The sequence below is a fragment of the Streptomyces albidicamelliae genome, assembly GCF_025642175.1.
GTDB classification, from domain to species: Bacteria; Actinomycetota; Actinomycetes; order Streptomycetales; family Streptomycetaceae; genus Streptomyces; species Streptomyces albidocamelliae.
The window spans coordinates 5,140,410-5,156,360 of the sequence record NZ_CP106795.1 but is presented as its reverse complement, the minus strand read 5'-3'; the positions used below and the strand labels follow the sequence as shown (position 1 = coordinate 5,156,360).

The following is a 15,951-nucleotide window of genomic DNA, read 5'->3' as shown; positions in this document are numbered from 1 at the left end:
CCCCTGAGCGGGTCAGGGGGGCCGTACGGGAGTTACTTGGTGAGATGGTCCGGGCCGAAGGCCTGGGGCAGCATCTCGGAGAGCGGCAGGACGCCCGCGGGGGTGTCCATGACCAGGGTCGGCCCGCCGAACTCGTACAGCAGCTGGCGGCACCTGCCGCACGGCACGAGCAGGGTGCCCGCGCCGTCGACGCAGGTGAAGTGCGTCAGCCGGCCGCCGCCCGTGCGCTGGAGCTGCGAGACGAGACCGCACTCGGCGCACAGGCCGAGGCCGTAGCTGGCGTTCTCGACGTTGCAGCCGGTGACCGTGCGGCCGTCGTCGACCACGGCCGCGGCGCCGACCGGGTACCCCGAGTACGGGGCGTAGGCGTGGGTCATGGCCTCCCGCGCCTCGGCGCGCAGCGCCTCCCAGTCGAACCCGGCGTCCGGAGCGGCCGTCACTTGCCCTGGCCCTTCCGGTAGCGCATGCCGTCCGCCTTGGGCATCCGCAGGCGCTGCGCGGACAGCGACAGCACGAGCAGCGTGACGACGTACGGGGTGGCGCCCACGAAGTCGCTCGGGACCTCGTCGGTGAGCAGGTACCAGGCCAGCACGAGACCGCCCACGATGAGGCTGATCGCGCCCTGCCACACCGAGGTGCGGTACAGCTTCCAGCCGGCGAGGACCACGAGCAGGACGACCAGCAGGAGCAGCAGCGCGTGCACGGTCGTACCGCCGTTGCGCAGCTGGAGCGCGTCGGAGTAGCCGAACAGGCCCGCGCCCATGGCGAGACCGCCGGGGCGCCAGTTGCCGAAGATCATGGCGGCGAGACCGATGTAGCCGCGGCCTCCGGTCTGGCCCTCCAGGTAGGTGTGCGAGGTGACCAGTGCGAGGAAGGCGCCACCGAGACCGGCGAGGCCGCCGGAGACGGCCACGGCCGCGTACTTGTACGTGTAGACGTTGACGCCCAGCGACTCGGCGGCGATCGGGTTCTCACCGCAGGAGCGCAGCCGCAGACCGAACGGGGTGCGCCACAGCAGCCACCAGCTGCCGACGAACAGCACCACGGCCAGGATCGTCACGACGGACAGGTTGGTGACCAGTCCGCCGAGGATGCCGGCGAGGTCGGAGACCAGGAACCAGTGGTGCTTCTCGATCGACGCCAGGCCGTCCGAGAGGCCGGGGACCGTGATGTTCGGCAGCGAGTCTGCGGGCGGGGACTGCTTGGGGTTGCCGCCCGCCTCCGAGGCGTTGCCGTCGGCGAAGAACAGCTTGGCGAGGTACTGGGTGGCACCGAGCGCGAGCAGGTTGACGGCGACACCGGAGACGATGTGGTCGACGCCGAAGGTGATGGTGGCGACGGCGTGCACCAGGCCGCCGAGGACACCGAAGCCGATGCCGCACAGCAGGCCGAGCCAGGGGCTGGTCTGCCAGCCGATCCAGCCGGCACCGAAGGTGCCGAGGATCATCATGCCTTCGAGGCCGATGTTGACCACACCGGCCCGCTCCGACCAGAGGCCGGCGAGACCGGCGAGGCCGATCGGCACGGCGAGGCCGAGCGCGGCGGCGACCTGTCCGGAGGAGTCGAGCGAGTTGGAGCCGGTGATCATGCGGACGGCGGCCACGAGCAGCAGGGCGCCGGCGACGATCACGAGGGTCTGGCCGAGGGAGCGGCCCGGGCGCCGGGGCGCGTTGCCGGCCTTGGGCGCCGCGGGCGGCGGCGTGTCGGTCATCGTGGCAGTCATCACGCCACCTCCTGCTTCTTCGTCGCGGCGGCGGCCTGTGCGGCGAGTTCGGCGCCGACCTTCTGCTGCTGGCGCTTCAGCCCGTAGCGGCCCACGACCTCGTAGGCAATGACGACGCACAGGACGATGACGCCCTGGATGACGCCGAGGATTTCCTTGTCGTAGCCCTGGAATTCCAGGTGGTTGGTGGTGCGCTCCAGGAAGCCCCACAGCAGGGCGCCGAGCGCGATTCCGACCGGGTTGTTACGGCCGAGCAGCGCGATCGCGATGCCGGTGAAGCCGATCCCGGTGGGGAAGCTGTTGTCGTACTGGTGGCTCTCGTTGAGCAGCGTGGGCATGCCGATCAGACCGGCCACGGCACCAGAGATGATCATGCTGGTGGCGATCATCTTCTTCACCGACACGCCGCTCGCGGAGGCGGCGCTCTCGGACTGGCCGACCGTGCGCAGGTCGAAGCCGAACCGGGTGCGGCCGAGCACGAACCAGTACGCGAGACCGACGAGGACGGCGACGACGACGAAGCCGTCCAGGACGCCGGCCGGGCCGGTGTCGATGTTGAAGAAGTGCGAGGCCGACGGCAGCGGCTTGGTGGAGACCAGGGTGCCGCCCTGCTGGAGCTCGCCCAGACGACCGGGCTGGAGCAGGTAGGCGATGACCGCGGTGGCGATCGAGTTCAGCATGATCGTCGAGATGACCTCGCTGACGCCGCGGGTCACCTTCAGGACACCGGCGATGGCCGCCCACAGGGCACCGGTCGCCATGGCGGAGACGATGATCAGCGGGATGGCGATCCAGCCCGGCACGGTCAGCGCGCCACCGAGGACGGCGGCGATGAACGCGGCGAGCCGGTACTGGCCGTCGACACCGATGTTGAACAGGTTCATCCGGAAGCCGATGGCCACCGCGATACCCGCGAGGTAGTACGTCGTCGCCTTGTTCAGGACGTAGACCTGGCTGTCGCTGGCGAAGCCGTAGGTCGTCATGTCGCTGAAGGCGTCGCCGGGGTTCTTGCCGGTCGCGAGGATCACCAGCGCGGTGACGACGAGCGCGGCGACGACCGCGAGCAGCGGCGCGGCGATGCCGAGGAGCAGCCGCTCCTTGTCGATCCGTGAGGTCAGCTTCTTCATCGCTCGTCGTCCTCTGTGTGCTCCAGGTGGCCGGTGGCCGCACCCGTCATGGCGGAGCCCAGCTCTTCGGGGGTGATGGTGGCGGGGTCGGCGTCGGCGACCAGGCGGCCGCGGTACATCACCCGCAGGGTGTCGGAGAGGCCGATCAGCTCGTCGAGGTCGGCGGAGATCAGCAGCACGGCCAGGCCCTCGCGGCGGGCCTCGCGGATGTAGTCCCAGATGGCCGCCTGGGCGCCGACGTCCACACCGCGGGTGGGGTGGGCGGCGATGAGCAGCTTGGGGTGGTGGCTCATCTCGCGGCCGACGATCAGCTTCTGCTGGTTGCCGCCGGACAGCGAGGCGGCGGTGACGTCGATGCCGGGGGTGCGGACGTCGTAGGCCTGGACGATCCGCTCGGTGTCGGCGCGGGCCGCCTTGATGTCGAGCAGCCCGCCGCGCGAGTTGGGGCGCTCGGTGACGTGGCCGAGGATGCGGTTCTCCCACAGCGGCGCTTCCAGGAGCAGGCCGTGGCGGTGGCGGTCCTCGGGGATGTAGCCGATGCCGGCCTGGCGGCGGTCGCGGGTGGCGGCGTGCGAGATGTCGGTGTCGTCGAGCGTGACGACGCCGGCGTCCGGGTGGCGCATGCCCATGATCGCCTCGACCAGCTCGGACTGGCCGTTGCCCTCCACACCGGCGATGCCGAGGACCTCGCCCTTGTGGATGGTGAAGGAGATCTCGTCCAGGATGATCCGCTCGACGCCGTCGAGGTCGGTCTGCGACAGGTGCACACCGTCCAGCTTGAGCATCGGGACGTCCGTGACGGTGGACTCCTCCGTCTCCGGGGTGGGCAGCTCGCTGCCGACCATCAGCTCGGCGAGCTGCTTGGGGGTGGTGCCCCGCGGCTCGACGGTGCCGACGGTGGTGCCGCGCCGGATGACGGTGATCTCGTCGGCGACGGAGAGCACCTCGCCCAGCTTGTGCGAGATGAAGATGACGGTGAGGCCCTCGGCCTTGAGCTCGCGCAGGTTGTCGAAGAGCGCGTCGACCTCCTGCGGCACCAGGACGGCGGTGGGCTCGTCCAGGATGAGGGTCTTGGCGCCGCGGTAGAGGACCTTGAGGATCTCCACGCGCTGGCGGTCGGCGACGCCCAGCTCCTCGACGAGGACGTCGGGGCGGACGTTCAGGTGGTACGCGTCCGAGATCTCCTTGATCCGGGCGCGGGCCTTGCCCCCGATGCCGTGCAGCTTCTCCGCGCCGAGGACGACGTTCTCGAGGACGGTGAGGTTGTCGGCGAGCATGAAGTGCTGGTGCACCATGCCGATGCCGCGGGCGATGGCGTCACCCGGGTTGTTGAAGGTGACCTGCTGGCCACCGACCGTGATGGTGCCCTCGTCCGGCTGCTGCATGCCGTAGAGGATCTTCATCAGGGTGGACTTGCCGGCGCCGTTCTCGCCACACAGGGCGTGGACGGTGCCCGTGCGGACCGTGATGTCGATGTCGCGGTTGGCGACGACGCCGGGGAAACGCTTGGTGATGCCGCGCAGTTCGACGGCAGCGGGAGGGCTGGACGCGTTGATGGCGCACTCTCCTCGGGGAAAAGGGGCTGCGTAGGGGAGGGCAGGCGTCGGCGACGCTAGCGCGGCAACTCCATGCTACACGCGTAGAGTTGACACATTGTTATGGCTCGGCGGGGAGCTCCGGAAGGCGCCCCCGCGCCGAGCCTCAGGTCCGACGGGAACCGTCAGATCACGGGGTGGTCTTGACCTTGACCGAGCCGTCGACGATCTTCTTCTTCGCCGCGTCCAGCTTGGCCTTGACGTCGTCGATGAAGCCGCCGCTGGTGGCCAGCGAGACACCGTTCTTCTCGAGCGAGTAGGTGTTGGTGCCGGTCAGCGGCTTGCCGCTGTGGACGGACTTGACGAAGTCGTAGACACCGACGTCGACGTTCTTGACCATCGAGGTCAGGATGGAGTTCTTGTACTTCGACAGACCCGGGATGTTGTACTGGTCCGAGTCCACGCCGATCGCCCAGGCGCCCTTCTTGCCGGCGACGGCCTCGATCGCGCCGTTGCCGGAGGAGCCGGCCGCCGAGTAGACGACGTCCGCGCCGTTGTCGAGCATGCCCTGCGCGGCCTCCTTGCCCTTGTCGGGGCTGGCGAAGCCGGAGGTGTCCGAACCGTGCGACAGGTACTGGGTGTCGACCTTGATCTTCGGGTTGGTGTCCTTGACGCCCTGGACGTAGCCCGCCTCGAACTTCTTGATCAGCGGGACGTCGACACCGCCGATGAAGCCGACGTGCTTCGACTTGGACTTCAGGGCGGCGGCGACACCGGCCAGGTAGGAGCCCTGCTCCTCGGTGAAGGTGATGCTGTCGACGTTCTTGGCGTCCACGACCGAGTCGACGATGCCGAAGCTGGTCTTCGGGAACTTCGCGGCGACCTTGGTCATGGAGGCGGCGTACGCGTAGCCGACACCGATGACGGGGTTGTAGCCGGCCTGGGCGAGGTCGGACAGACGCTGCTCGCGGTCGGCCTCGGTGTCCGAGGTCTTCGCGGTCAGCTCCTTGATGCCACCGCCGAACTCGGTCTTGGCCTTGTCGGCACCGCGCGCGGCGGAGTCGTTGAAGGAACGGTCACCACGGCCGCCGACGTCGAAGGCGAGGCCGATCTTGACACCCTTGCCGTCGCCCGAGGAGGACGAGTTGGTGTCGTTGTCGGAGGAGGTGCTGCCACAGGCTGTGGCAGTCACGGCGAGAGCTGCGGTGGCGATACACGCAGCAGAAAGCTTGGCTACCCGGCGCACGGGAAGGCTCCTTCACCTGACCTGAGCGCCATGTAGGCGCTTGATGGGAGCACCATGACGATGCCCCGGCCGAGACGCCCCTTCGGCGTCGGCTTCGCGGCATCGTAACGCGCGTAGATGTCGCAAAAAACCCTCTCGCGAAGCCGTTATCGATTCGAGGCAAACAGCATCTGAACTCGGAATCTTGATGCTGTCCGGGCAGTGTTGCGCAGCGTGAACGAATGGCTTGCGAACGTGTTGCGCCGCGAGGGTGAACGGGGCAGGGACCCCGGCGGCACACCATCCGAAACCGGGGCTGGACGGTGCGGCACGCGAGAGAGTCCCTCGGATCCCGGAGGAGGTCGGGCGTGCCCGGCACCGCTACCGATCGGACGAGCCAGGGCGGCACCCGCCATCCGAGCCGCCGGAGTCGTACGTGAACCAGGACGGCACCCCACCCGGTACGCCGGGGTCAGGCACCGCCACCGAGCGGACGAGCCCGGACGGCACCCCCACCCGGCACGCCAGGGCCTCGGGCGAGCAGGGACGGCACCCCACCCGGCACGCCGGGGTCAGGCACCGCCACCGAGCGGGCGAGCCGGGACGGCACCCCCATCCGGCCTGCCGAGCCTCGGGCGAGTCCGGGCGGCACCCGCCCGGACAGTTCTCCCGCCCGTCGGGGACCCGGATCCGTCAGGCGTTTGTCGTGTCCGCTTCCAGGAAGGCCGCTGCCGTGAACATCTCCACTCCGACCATGATCGCGTGTTCGTCCGCGTCGAAGTCACCCTGGTGCAGGTCGCGCACCGTGCGCTCACCCGGGCGGCGCACGCCGAGGCGGGCCATCGCGCCGGGCACCTCCTCCAGGTACCAGGAGAAGTCCTCGCCGCCGAGGCTCTGCTCGGTGCTCTCCACGGAGCCCATCCCGCGCCGGGCGACCATGGCCCTGCGCAGCAGGTCGGTGGACTCCCGGTCGTTGACGACGGGCGGCACCCCGCGCATGTAGTTGATCTCCGACTTGGCCCGGTGCAGGGTCGCGACCTCGTCGATCGCCGCGTGCACGATGTCCGGCGCGTCCCGCCAGGCGTTCAGGTCCAGGCAGCGGACGGTGCCGGACAGCTCGGCGTGCTGCGGGACGACGTTCGGCGCGTGCCCGGACTCGATCCGGCCCCAGGTCACGGCGAGACCGGCACGGGTGTCCACGCGCCGGGCGACGATCGCGGGCACGTCGATGGCGATGCGGGCGGCGGCGGTGACCAGGTCGGTGGTGAGGTGGGGCCGGGCGGTGTGTCCGCCGGGGCCGTCCAGGGCGATCTCCAGCCGGTCGCAGGCGCTGGTGATCGGCCCGTGCCGCAGGCCGATCCGGCCCGCGTCCACCCGGGGGTCGCAGTGCACGGCGAGGATCCGGCCGACGTCGTCGAGCGCCCCGTCGCCGATGGCCCCGAGCGCGCCGCCGGGCAGTACCTCCTCGGCGGGCTGGAAGAGCAGCCGCACCGGGCGGGACAGCAGCTTCTTGGCGTGCAGGTCGGCGAGGACCAGTCCGGCGCCGAGCACGACGGTGGTGTGCACGTCGTGGCCGCAGGCGTGGGCGCGGTCCGGGACGGTGGACCGGTACGGGCAGTCCGTCTTGGTGTCCGGGATGGGCAGGGCGTCGATGTCCGCCCGCAGGGCCAGCAGCGGTACGGCCGGCCGCTCACCCTCCGCGAGCCCGATGTCACAGACGAGTCCGGTTCCGGTGGCGAGGACGCGTGGCCGGAGCCCCGCCGACTCCAGCCGCTCCTTGATCGCGGCGGTCGTACGGAACTCCTGATTGCCCAGCTCGGGGTGCATGTGCAAGTCGCGTCGGAAGGCGACGAGTTCGGCGTGCAGGGACTCGCTCAGCGCGCCGGGGAGCACATCCCCCGCGAGGCCGGCCTCGGACTCTAGGGACATCAATTGCTTCACCCTCTGAAGGGTAGGACGCCCGGATGGTCAACTACCCCTCGATCAACAAAAGTTCAGCCCGTTAGGGGAAGAAAATCTGACCGGCGGACGCATGACGGCGGACTCTGGTGGGTAAAACCTCTGTTTCCTCCTTCCACGGATACCACGCATCGCGGTGGTCACGCGCGTCATGTCCACGAACCGGACCCCCCGACGGCCTCCCTCCGGGTAGGGTCCGCGGCCGTGAGCGACTCGACTGCCGATTTCCTGCAGACCACCCGCACGTCCTACGACGCGATCGCGAAGGAGTACGCGCGCCGCTTCCCGCACGGCCTTCCCCATCCGCTGGACCGCGGTCTGATCACCGTCTTCGCCGAGCTGGCCACGGCGAACGGCACGGCCCCGGTGGCCGACCTCGGCAGCGGTCCCGGCTTCGTCACCGCGCTGCTCCAGGAGAGGGGGGTCCCCGCCTTCGGCGTGGACGTCTCCCCGGCCATGGTGTCCCTGGCCCGTGAGGCCCATCCCCAACTGCGTTTCCACGTGGGCTCGATGACCTCGCTGGACCTGCCCGACGCCACGCTCGGGGGCATCGTCGCCCTGTACTCCACGATCCACGTACCCGACGACCGCCTGCCGGCGGCGTTCGCGGAGTTCCACCGCACCCTGGTCCCGGGCGCGCCGGTCCTCCTCGCGTTCCAGAGCGGTACGGAGGCCGGCCGGCTCCACCTGACGGAACGATTCGGCCACGAGATCGCCCTCGACTATTACTGGCGTACGCCCGACCAGGTCACGGCGCTGCTGACGGAGGCGGGCCTGGAGCCGGTGGCGACGGTGCGCCGTGAGCCGGCCGCCGAGGAGAAGCGCCCACGGGCCTTCCTGCTGGCCCGCAAGCCCTGACGGCGGCCCGCCGGGAGATCACTCGCCCGGCGCAGCCGGACGGCGCCGAAAGGATTCCCCCGTCGGCGGTACGAGCGGTGGTGCAGGTGGCCGAACCTCCGGCCGGGGCGGGCCGCTGCCGGCGCCGCCCGCCCACCGCCGCCGCCAGGGCCGGGGCCGGAGCCGGGTCTCAGGCCAGGGCCGCCACCGCCGTCAGGCGGTGGACGTCCTTCGCGGTGCCCGTGACACCGGACAGGAAGCCCTGGGCACGGGGCGAGGCGTGCTCGGTCAGCCAGCTCGGGTCGATGTCGCAGACCGCCACCCGCACGCCCGTGCCGGCCAGCGCCAGCGGCAGGGTGTGGACGACCGTCGACGGGAAGCTGAGGATCGTGCGGCCGATGGGCCCGCGGCGGGCGATCAGCTCCAGGGGCAGGTCCGGGCGGACGATCTCCAGCCCGGTCTCGGCGGCCAGCCGGTGGAGTTTGTCCGCGCTCTCGCGCCGGTGGGCGAAGTAGCGGGTCGCGCCGTGCGCCCTGGCCAGGTCGCGGACGGCGACCAGGTAGCGGTCGCCGTCGACCACCCCGGTCTCCACCAGGGAGGTGCCGACCATGTCCGACCCCTTGGTGATCCGCGGCGGCCCGAAGCGCGACCGGGTCCAGGAGAAGTCGTTGGCCGTGACGGTGACGCCCTCCGGGGTCTCGGTCACCGGCATGGAGGAGAAGACCTCGACCCGGCGGCGCGCGCTGGGGGTCAGCCGGCGGCGGGCGGAGGAGGACACCGGCGCGAAGAGCAGGTCGCGGGCGCCGGGCCGGCCGCCCTTGCGGTGCCAGCGGACCAGCCGCTCACCGCGGGCCAGTTGGGCGACGAACTCCATCGTCGCCGTGCCGTCGTCGACCACCACCAGGTCGCGGGCGCGGGTGATGGTCAGCAGCAGCTGGACGTAACGGGAGAACGGGTCCCCCATGACGATCCGGTCGGCCCGCCGCAGCGGGCCGGCCAGACCGCCGATGGTGTGGAAGGGCGCGGTCGTGCCGCCTCGCGCCTCCTCCCAGCGCACCCGGTACCCCTCGTCCCGGGCCAGGTCGGCCATGCGGCGCAGCTGGCCCCGGGTCATGGGGTCCGTCGGGGACAGGACGACGACCGTGAGTTCCGGCTCGGTCCGCGGCGGCCCGCCGGCCACCGTCCGCCGTGTCTGCGCGGGCAGGGACGGCAGGGCGTCCTCCTCCGCGCCGTGCAGGCCGTGCAGGTGCGCCCACTCCAGTACGTTCAGCAGCTGGACCGGGCTCTCCACGAAGGCGAGCGTGCGGGGAGGGTGGCCGGCATGACCGGCGCGGGGGCTCATCGGCGTACGACCGTCCCGTCGTAGGGCAATCCGTCAGGCGACCGGGGCGCTCAGACCGCGACCGGCTCGCCCGCGGCCGCGGCGATCTCGGCCTCGGCGACGACGCCGGCGACGCGGCGCAGCTTCTTCATCGGGCCCTGCTCGGACTCGTAGACCTTCTTGACGCCGTCACCGAGGGAGGCCTCGATGGTGCGGATGTCGCGGACGAGGCGGACGAGGCCCTGCGGCTCCACGGAGGCGGCCTGGTCGGAGCCCCACATGGCGCGGTCGAGGGTGATGTGGCGCTCGACGAAGGTGGCGCCGAGGGCGACCGCGGCGAGGGTGGTCTGCAGACCGGTCTCGTGGCCGGAGTAGCCGATCGGGACGTTCGGGTACTCCTTCTCCAGCGTGTTGATCACGCGGAGGTTCAGCTCCTCGGCCTTGGCCGGGTAGGTGGAGGTGGCGTGGCACATGAGGATGTTGTCGCTGCCCAGGACCTCGACCGCGTGGCGGATCTGCTTCGGGGTGGACATGCCGGTGGAGAGGATGACCGAGCGGCCGGTGGCGCGCAGGGCGCGCAGCAGCTCGTCGTCGGTCAGGGAGGCGGAGGCCACCTTGTGGGCGGGGACGTCGAACTTCTCCAGGAAGGCGACGGCCTCGGTGTCCCACGGGGAGGCGAACCAGTCGATCCCCTTCTCCTTGCAGTACTCGTCGATCTGGCGGTACTCGTCCTCGCCGAACTCCACACGGTGGCGGTAGTCGATGTAGGTCATCCGGCCCCAGGGGGTGTCGCGCTCGATGTCCCACTGGTCGCGCGGGGTGCAGATCTCCGGGGTGCGCTTCTGGAACTTCACGGCGTCGCAGCCGGCCTCGGCGGCCACGTCGATCAGCTTGAAGGCGTTCTCCAGCTCACCGTTGTGGTTGATGCCGATCTCGCCGCAGATGTAGACGGGACGGCCGGGGCCGACCTCGCGCGAACCGAACGTACGCAGACGGGAGTTGGTGCTCATCAGGGGATGTCCTTACTTGGGGAGGGAATCGAGAGAGGGGCCGAGGATCCAGCTGGCGATCTCTCGGATCGCGCCGTCGCCGCCGGGGACGGTGGTGACCGCGCGTGCGGCGCCGCGTACGACGTCGTGGGCGCTTCCGACCGCCACGGGCCAGCCCACGAGGGCGAAGCACGGCAGGTCGTTGACGTCATTGCCGACGTAGAGCACGCGCTCCGGCGCGATGCCCTGCTCCTCGCACCACTGTTTGAGGGCGAGGTCCTTGCGGTCGATGCCGTGCAGCACCGGGAGCCTGAGCTTCCGGGCGCGGGCGGCGACCACCGGGTTCTGTTCCGTGGACAGGATCAGCATCTTCAGGCCGCTCCTGCGGAGGGCCGCGATGCCCAGTCCGTCCCCGCGGTGCACGGAGACGAACTCCCGTCCGTCGGAGTCGATCAGCACCCGGTCGTCGGTCTGGGTGCCGTCGAAGTCGAGGACTACGGCGTCGATGTCGTCGTAGGTGGGGAGCGAACCGGGGCGGTCCGCGTCGAAGAGGGGCGCGAGGGCGCGGGCGCGGGCCAGGTCGTGCGGGTCGTCGATCTCCAGCACCCGGGCCGGGTCGGTGCGGACCAGCTCGGTGTGGCCGAAGAAGCGGTGCCGGTGCTCGCGGAAGCCGGCCGCGTCCATCGCGTAGGCGGCGCCGGTCTCCAGCAGGTCCTGCGGGCGGTCCTGGCGGCGCGGGCGGAAGGACTTGTCGTGGTTGACGCCGTAACCACCCGCGGCGGCGGTCTCGGCGACGCCCACGCCGGCCGCGGCGCTCCCGGCGTGGGCGGGCTCGACGGCGACGGCCTCGTCGGCCGCGTCGCGCCAGATGAACCCGTGGAAGGGGGCGACGGTCACCGCGGTGTCGGCGCCGTTCTCGACGACGGCCGCCGCGACCCCGTCGACGTCCTCGCGGGCCAGGAAGGGGCTGGTGCACTGCACGAGCAGGACGGCGTCGACGGCCGAGCCGTGCAGGGCCTCGTGGGCGTCCATGGCGTGCAGGACGGCGGCCTCGGAGGTGGCGGTGTCACCGGCGATGGCGGCGGGCCGCAGCACGACCTCGGCGCCGGCCTGCCGCGCGGCGGCGGCGATGGCCTGGTCGTCGGTGGAGACGACGACGTCGGTCACCAGGCGGGCGGCGCGGCACTCGCGCACGGCGCGGGCCACCAGCGGCACTCCGCCGACGGGGGCGAGGTTCTTGGCGGGGACGCCCTTGGAGCCGCCGCGCGCCGGGATCACCGCGAGCACGCGGCGCACGGTGGCGGCGGGTTCCGCTTCGGGGTTGGTCATGGGCTCTGCTCCTTGCGGCGCTCGGGACTCTTCGCGCACCTGGCGCGGGATCGGCTCGCTCACAGCTCCCCCATCCGCCGGATCACGGGGGCCACCCGCTGCACGCCGTGCCGGTAGGCGCCGCGCGCGGCGCGGCGCACGATCTGGCGGACGGGGCCGGGTGCCTTGTCGGCGGCGGGCGCGCCGGGCAGCGGGGCGCCGTCGGGACCGAGGTGGTGGCGGGCGAGGATGCCGGGCAGGTAGCCGGGCGCGGTCTCGGGTGTGTAGTAGGGGGTCAGGGGCGGCAGGCCGCCGGGGCGGTCCAGCAGCTTGGCGATGCGCTCGCGGGCGGTGTCGAACGCGGTGGCGTAGCCGCCGTCGGCGGCGACGCCCTGGCGGGCCACCCACTCCTCGTTGGGCGACGGGCGGTGACCGGCGTCGAGCTGGTCCCAGGAGGCGAGGCACCCGGAGCCGGTGAAGTGGTGGTTGCCCAGCGTCTCGCGCACCCCGAGGTCGGTCAGGACGACCGTCGGGACGCGCCGGTGCAGGGCTTCGAGGGCGGCTGTGGAGCTGACCGTGACCAGCAGGTCGGTGCGGTCGAGCACCTCGCCCATGTGCCCGTACACCAGGCGGAGGTTGGCCGGCAGGTCCTTGCCCTGGACCAGCTTCTGGTACGGCAGTTCCTCGATGTGCGTGGTGTGCTCGCCTGGCTTGGACCGCAGCTTCAGCAGCACCTCGCGCTCGGGGTGCCGGCGGGCGTGCCGGATCAGCCGGTCGAGCAGGTACGTACGGTCCCTGCGGTTGTCCGGGACGGACGGCTGGGCGGCGAACACCACCGTGAAGGGGTCGTGTTCGCCGGTGTACGGCTCCCCGCCGAGGAAGGGCAGCGCGACCTCGGTGACCGAGGAGGCGTCGGCGCCCACGCCCTCGTACACGGCCCGGAACCGGTCCGCGTCGTGGCGGGAGTTGGCGAGGACCAGGTCCGCGCCGTGCCGCAGCAGCAGCCCGTCGGTGAGCTTCTCGTAGACGACACCGACGTAGCCGGTGACGACCGCGGGGCGCGGGCCGGATCCCCAGGCGTTGCGCAGCCCGTGCAGCATGGCCTGCACACCGCCGCCGACCAGGGCGAGGACGAGGACGTCGTAGGACTCCTCGGTCATCGCCCGCAGGAACTCGGCTCCGGTGACCTCGCGGAGCGAGTCCGCCCGGACGCCGACCTCCTCCAGCTGGCGGGGCGTCGGGGTGGCGCGGCCGCGCAGGAGGTAGCCGTCGAGCCGGACACCGGCAGCCGAGGGAGTGAGACGCTGCGCGGTGAGCGCGCCCCACTTCCATCGGGTGTCGGAGTCCGCGAGGACGGCGACCCGCAGAGACTTCGTTGCACTTGCTGGCACGTCGAAGACGCTAGGAAGCCATTCCGAGGATCCGCCCAACCCGAATGCAACAAACGGTTAACAGCACATCGCCGAATGGCGAATCGGGCCGCGATCGGGGCGGGAAAAAGCCTGGTTCACAGCTTCGCCACGTGTCGTTCACCCAGCATCAAGCAAGCCGTCAAGACGAATGACGGCCTTCGCCCTAACGTCCCTGACGTGGTCAAGCTCTCCGTCATCGTGCCGTTCTTCAACGTGCAGCAATACGCGCCCGACACGCTCAGAAGCCTGAAGGCGAACGCGCGTGAGGACTTCGAATTCATTCTCGTCGACGACTGTTCCCGCGACGGGACACCAGACATTCTCGCGCGCGCGGAGCGCGAGCTGCCGGGCGCGGTCCTGGTCCGGCACGAACAGAACGGGGGGCTGGCGACCGCGCGCAACACCGGGATCGACCGGGCGCGCGGCGAGTACGTGACCTTCCTGGACGGCGACGACTGGCTCGCCCCCGGCTACTACGAGCGGCTGGTCGCGGCCATCGAGGGCCTGGGGTGCGACTTCCTGCGCACCGACCACGTGCAGTGCACGGCACGGGCCCGCAGCGTCCACCGGGTGCCCGTGGGCCGGCGGAACACGGTGCTGGACCCGCGCGCGGCGATCCTGCCCGCCGACCGGTCCACCTCCGTGGACTACGCGTACGCCTGGGCGGGGATCTACCACCGCCGGCTGGTGGACAAGGGGCTGCTGCACTTCACCGACGGGCTGCGCACGGCGGAGGACCGGCCGTGGATCTGGAAGCTGCACCGGGAGGCGGGATCCTTCGCCGCGGTGAGTCTGCTCGGCGTCTTCTACCGGCGCGGGGTCGCTTCGTCACTCACCCAGATCGGTGACGTACGGCAGCTCGATTTCCTTCGCGCGTTCGATCAGGTCATCGCGGAGACCGCCGCGGACCGGGAGGCCGACGCGTTGCTGCCGAAGGCCGTCCGCACCTATTGCGCCATCATTTCCCATCACCTGGGATCCATCGAAAGGTTCGAGCCGGCGGTGGCGAAGAAACTGAAATCCCTGAGCGCCGCGGCCCTGCGGCGCATGCCGCAGGACGTGCTGGACGAGGCGCTGGACTCCATGGACCTCCAGCGCGCCACCAAGCTGCGCCGGCTGCGCCGCCGTCCCGCCGCCACGGGGGTCGCCGCGTGACCACCCAGATCTTCCAGGCGTCGACGCTGTACGGCGCGGCCACGCTGGCCGCCGCCCTCGACTCCGGCTGCTTCCGCCCGGCCGACCGGCGGATCCTGCTGGTCTGCAACAACGCGGCCACCCCCGAGACGACGCCCGGGCCGGACGCGATGCCCGGCTTCGAGCGGCTGCGCGACCGGTTCGACGACGTGGTGTCGTACAACGAGGCGATCTTCCCGTTCCACCCGGGCGGCTGGGCGCCGCGCGCCGATGACCTGCCGCTGTGGGAACGCTACCTGCGCCACGAGTGGCGGCTCGCCGACGACGCCGTCGAGCTGGCCGTGGAGTCCATCCAGGTCAACCCGTCGCTGAGTCTCGCGCAGATCTTCACCGGCGCCCCGGTCACCGTCTACGCCGACGGCCTGATGAGCTACGGCCCCACCCGCAACAAGATCGACCCGCTGGTCGGCACCCGTGTGGACCGGGTCCTCCACCTGGACCTCGTGCCGGGCCTGGAGCCGCTGCTGCTCACGGAGTTCGGCGTGCCCGGCGAGGTCGTGCCGACGGCCGCCTTCACCAAGGTGCTCGCCACGCTCGCCCCGGCCGGGGACGACCTGCCGGCGGTCGAGGAGCCCGCGCTGCTGCTCGGCCAGTACCTGTCCGCGCTGGACATCCTCTCCGCCGAGCAGGAGGAGGACCTGCATGTGCGGATGCTCAGGGGTGCGGCCGGACTCGGCCACACCAAGGTGGTGTTCAAGCCGCACCCGTCCGCCCCGGCCCGCTGGGCCCGCTCCCTGGAGGAGACGGCGGAGAAGCTCGGTGTGGAGCTGACCGTGCTGGACACGCCGGTGCTCGCCGAGGTGCTGTACCAGCGGATGCGCCCGGCGCTGGTCGTCGGCTGCTTCTCCACGGCCCTGCTCACCGCCTCCGCGCTGTACGGCCTCCCGGTCGCCCGGGTCGGCACCGACCTGCTGCTGGAGCGGCTGACGCCGTTCGAGAACAGCAACCGGGTCCCGGTCACCGTCGTGGACGCCCTGCTGCCCGACCTGGGCGAAGCCGCCGCCGTCACCGAGCAGCGCACGGGCATGGACGTGGAGTCGCTGGGCGCGCTGGTGCGCGCGGTGGGCTTCGCGATGCAGCCGAAGATCCTGCCGCGGCTGCGCGCGGAGACCGAGGCCTACCTCACGAAGAACCTGGACGAACGGACCGTCCGCTACTTCAAGCGCAAGCGCCTGACGTCGCTGGCGCTGCCCGGCGGGGTGCCGGCGCAGCTGTCGTTCATCCCGCGCAACGCGACCGTGCGCCGGGTGGCCCGCAAGGCGCGCAGTCTGCGCCGGGTCGTGCGCCGCTGAGTCCCCACTTGGCGAGGGCGGGCCCGGTA

General features: G+C 71.3%; 13 protein-coding genes. 3 read left to right on the top strand and 10 right to left on the bottom strand.

The features are described from left to right. Positions 1 to 32: 32 nt before the first annotated feature. The 6 genes from N8I86_RS23695 to N8I86_RS23670 form a co-directional block, all read right to left on the bottom strand. Complete coding sequence (locus N8I86_RS23695; protein ID WP_263278657.1) at positions 33 to 440, bottom strand: cytidine deaminase; 408 nt, start codon at positions 438 to 440, stop codon at positions 33 to 35. Next, positions 437 to 1,723 carry an ABC transporter permease gene (locus tag N8I86_RS23690; protein WP_073888941.1) on the bottom strand — a complete coding sequence of 429 codons (1,287 nt, stop codon included), beginning with the start codon at positions 1,721 to 1,723 and terminating at the stop codon, positions 437 to 439. The genes N8I86_RS23695 and N8I86_RS23690 overlap by 4 nt, the downstream gene beginning before the upstream one ends. Then, positions 1,723 to 2,850: an ABC transporter permease gene (locus tag N8I86_RS23685; protein ID WP_073888939.1), complete on the bottom strand. Its 1,128-nt coding sequence runs from the start codon at positions 2,848 to 2,850 to the stop codon at positions 1,723 to 1,725. The genes N8I86_RS23690 and N8I86_RS23685 overlap by 1 nt, the downstream gene beginning before the upstream one ends. After that, positions 2,847 to 4,373: an ABC transporter ATP-binding protein gene (locus tag N8I86_RS23680; protein ID WP_073888938.1), complete on the bottom strand. Its 1,527-nt coding sequence runs from the start codon at positions 4,371 to 4,373 to the stop codon at positions 2,847 to 2,849. Before N8I86_RS23680 ends, N8I86_RS23685 begins: the two co-directional genes overlap by 4 nt. Before the next feature lie 202 nt (positions 4,374 to 4,575). Beyond that, a complete protein-coding gene (locus tag N8I86_RS23675) occupies positions 4,576 to 5,631 on the bottom strand; it encodes a BMP family lipoprotein (protein WP_123436887.1) in 1,056 nt (351 codons plus the stop codon). Positions 5,632 to 6,303: 672 nt separating this feature from the next. Next, complete coding sequence (locus N8I86_RS23670) at positions 6,304 to 7,539, bottom strand: amidohydrolase (protein ID WP_263280145.1); 1,236 nt, start codon at positions 7,537 to 7,539, stop codon at positions 6,304 to 6,306. Between the two features lie 234 nt (positions 7,540 to 7,773). Between N8I86_RS23670 and N8I86_RS23665 the strand changes: the two genes are divergently transcribed. Then, positions 7,774 to 8,427 (top strand): class I SAM-dependent DNA methyltransferase, encoded by a 654-nt coding sequence (locus tag N8I86_RS23665; RefSeq protein WP_263278656.1) that lies wholly within the window; start codon positions 7,774 to 7,776, stop codon positions 8,425 to 8,427. A 169-nt stretch (positions 8,428 to 8,596) separates the two neighbouring features. Here N8I86_RS23665 and N8I86_RS23660 read toward each other — a convergent pair whose 3' ends face one another. The 4 genes from N8I86_RS23660 to N8I86_RS23645 are packed head-to-tail and all read right to left on the bottom strand — an operon-like array spanning position 8,597 to position 13,415. Then, positions 8,597 to 9,748 carry a hypothetical protein gene (locus tag N8I86_RS23660; protein ID WP_073888932.1) on the bottom strand — a complete coding sequence of 384 codons (1,152 nt, stop codon included), beginning with the start codon at positions 9,746 to 9,748 and terminating at the stop codon, positions 8,597 to 8,599. Positions 9,749 to 9,798: 50 nt separating this feature from the next. After that, a complete protein-coding gene (locus tag N8I86_RS23655) occupies positions 9,799 to 10,737 on the bottom strand; it encodes an N-acetylneuraminate synthase family protein (RefSeq protein ID WP_073888930.1) in 939 nt (312 codons plus the stop codon). Positions 10,738 to 10,749: 12 nt separating this feature from the next. After that, entirely contained in the window at positions 10,750 to 12,045 is a 1,296-nt protein-coding gene (locus N8I86_RS23650) for an N-acylneuraminate cytidylyltransferase (protein WP_073888929.1), read from the bottom strand. Between the two features lie 59 nt (positions 12,046 to 12,104). Further along, the gene (locus N8I86_RS23645) at positions 12,105 to 13,415 is read right to left on the bottom strand and encodes a DUF6716 putative glycosyltransferase (RefSeq protein ID WP_073888927.1); all 1,311 of its coding nucleotides are present in this window, start codon (positions 13,413 to 13,415) and stop codon (positions 12,105 to 12,107) included. Positions 13,416 to 13,613: 198 nt separating this feature from the next. Here N8I86_RS23645 and N8I86_RS23640 point away from each other — a divergent pair, with 198 nt between their 5' ends. Next, on the top strand, positions 13,614 to 14,591 hold the full coding sequence (locus N8I86_RS23640) for a glycosyltransferase family 2 protein (protein WP_073888925.1): 978 nt from the start codon (positions 13,614 to 13,616) through the stop codon (positions 14,589 to 14,591). Continuing rightward, positions 14,588 to 15,922 (top strand): alpha-2,8-polysialyltransferase family protein, encoded by a 1,335-nt coding sequence (locus N8I86_RS23635; RefSeq protein WP_263278655.1) that lies wholly within the window; start codon positions 14,588 to 14,590, stop codon positions 15,920 to 15,922. The genes N8I86_RS23640 and N8I86_RS23635 overlap by 4 nt, the downstream gene beginning before the upstream one ends. The last annotated feature ends 29 nt before the right edge of the window (positions 15,923 to 15,951 follow it).

What these genes read in the sequence shown, in the direction of transcription:
- N8I86_RS23650 (WP_073888929.1), bottom strand. Translation starts at nt 12,045, where the DNA reads ATGACCAACCCCGAAGCGGAACCCGCCGCCACCGTGCGCCGCGTGCTC.
- N8I86_RS23655 (WP_073888930.1), bottom strand. Translation starts at nt 10,737, where the DNA reads ATGAGCACCAACTCCCGTCTGCGTACGTTCGGTTCGCGCGAGGTCGGC.
- N8I86_RS23670 (WP_263280145.1), bottom strand. Translation starts at nt 7,539, where the DNA reads ATGTCCCTAGAGTCCGAGGCCGGCCTCGCGGGGGATGTGCTCCCCGGC.
- N8I86_RS23690 (WP_073888941.1), bottom strand. Translation starts at nt 1,723, where the DNA reads ATGACTGCCACGATGACCGACACGCCGCCGCCCGCGGCGCCCAAGGCC.
- N8I86_RS23685 (WP_073888939.1), bottom strand. Translation starts at nt 2,850, where the DNA reads ATGAAGAAGCTGACCTCACGGATCGACAAGGAGCGGCTGCTCCTCGGC.
- N8I86_RS23660 (WP_073888932.1), bottom strand. Translation starts at nt 9,748, where the DNA reads ATGAGCCCCCGCGCCGGTCATGCCGGCCACCCTCCCCGCACGCTCGCC.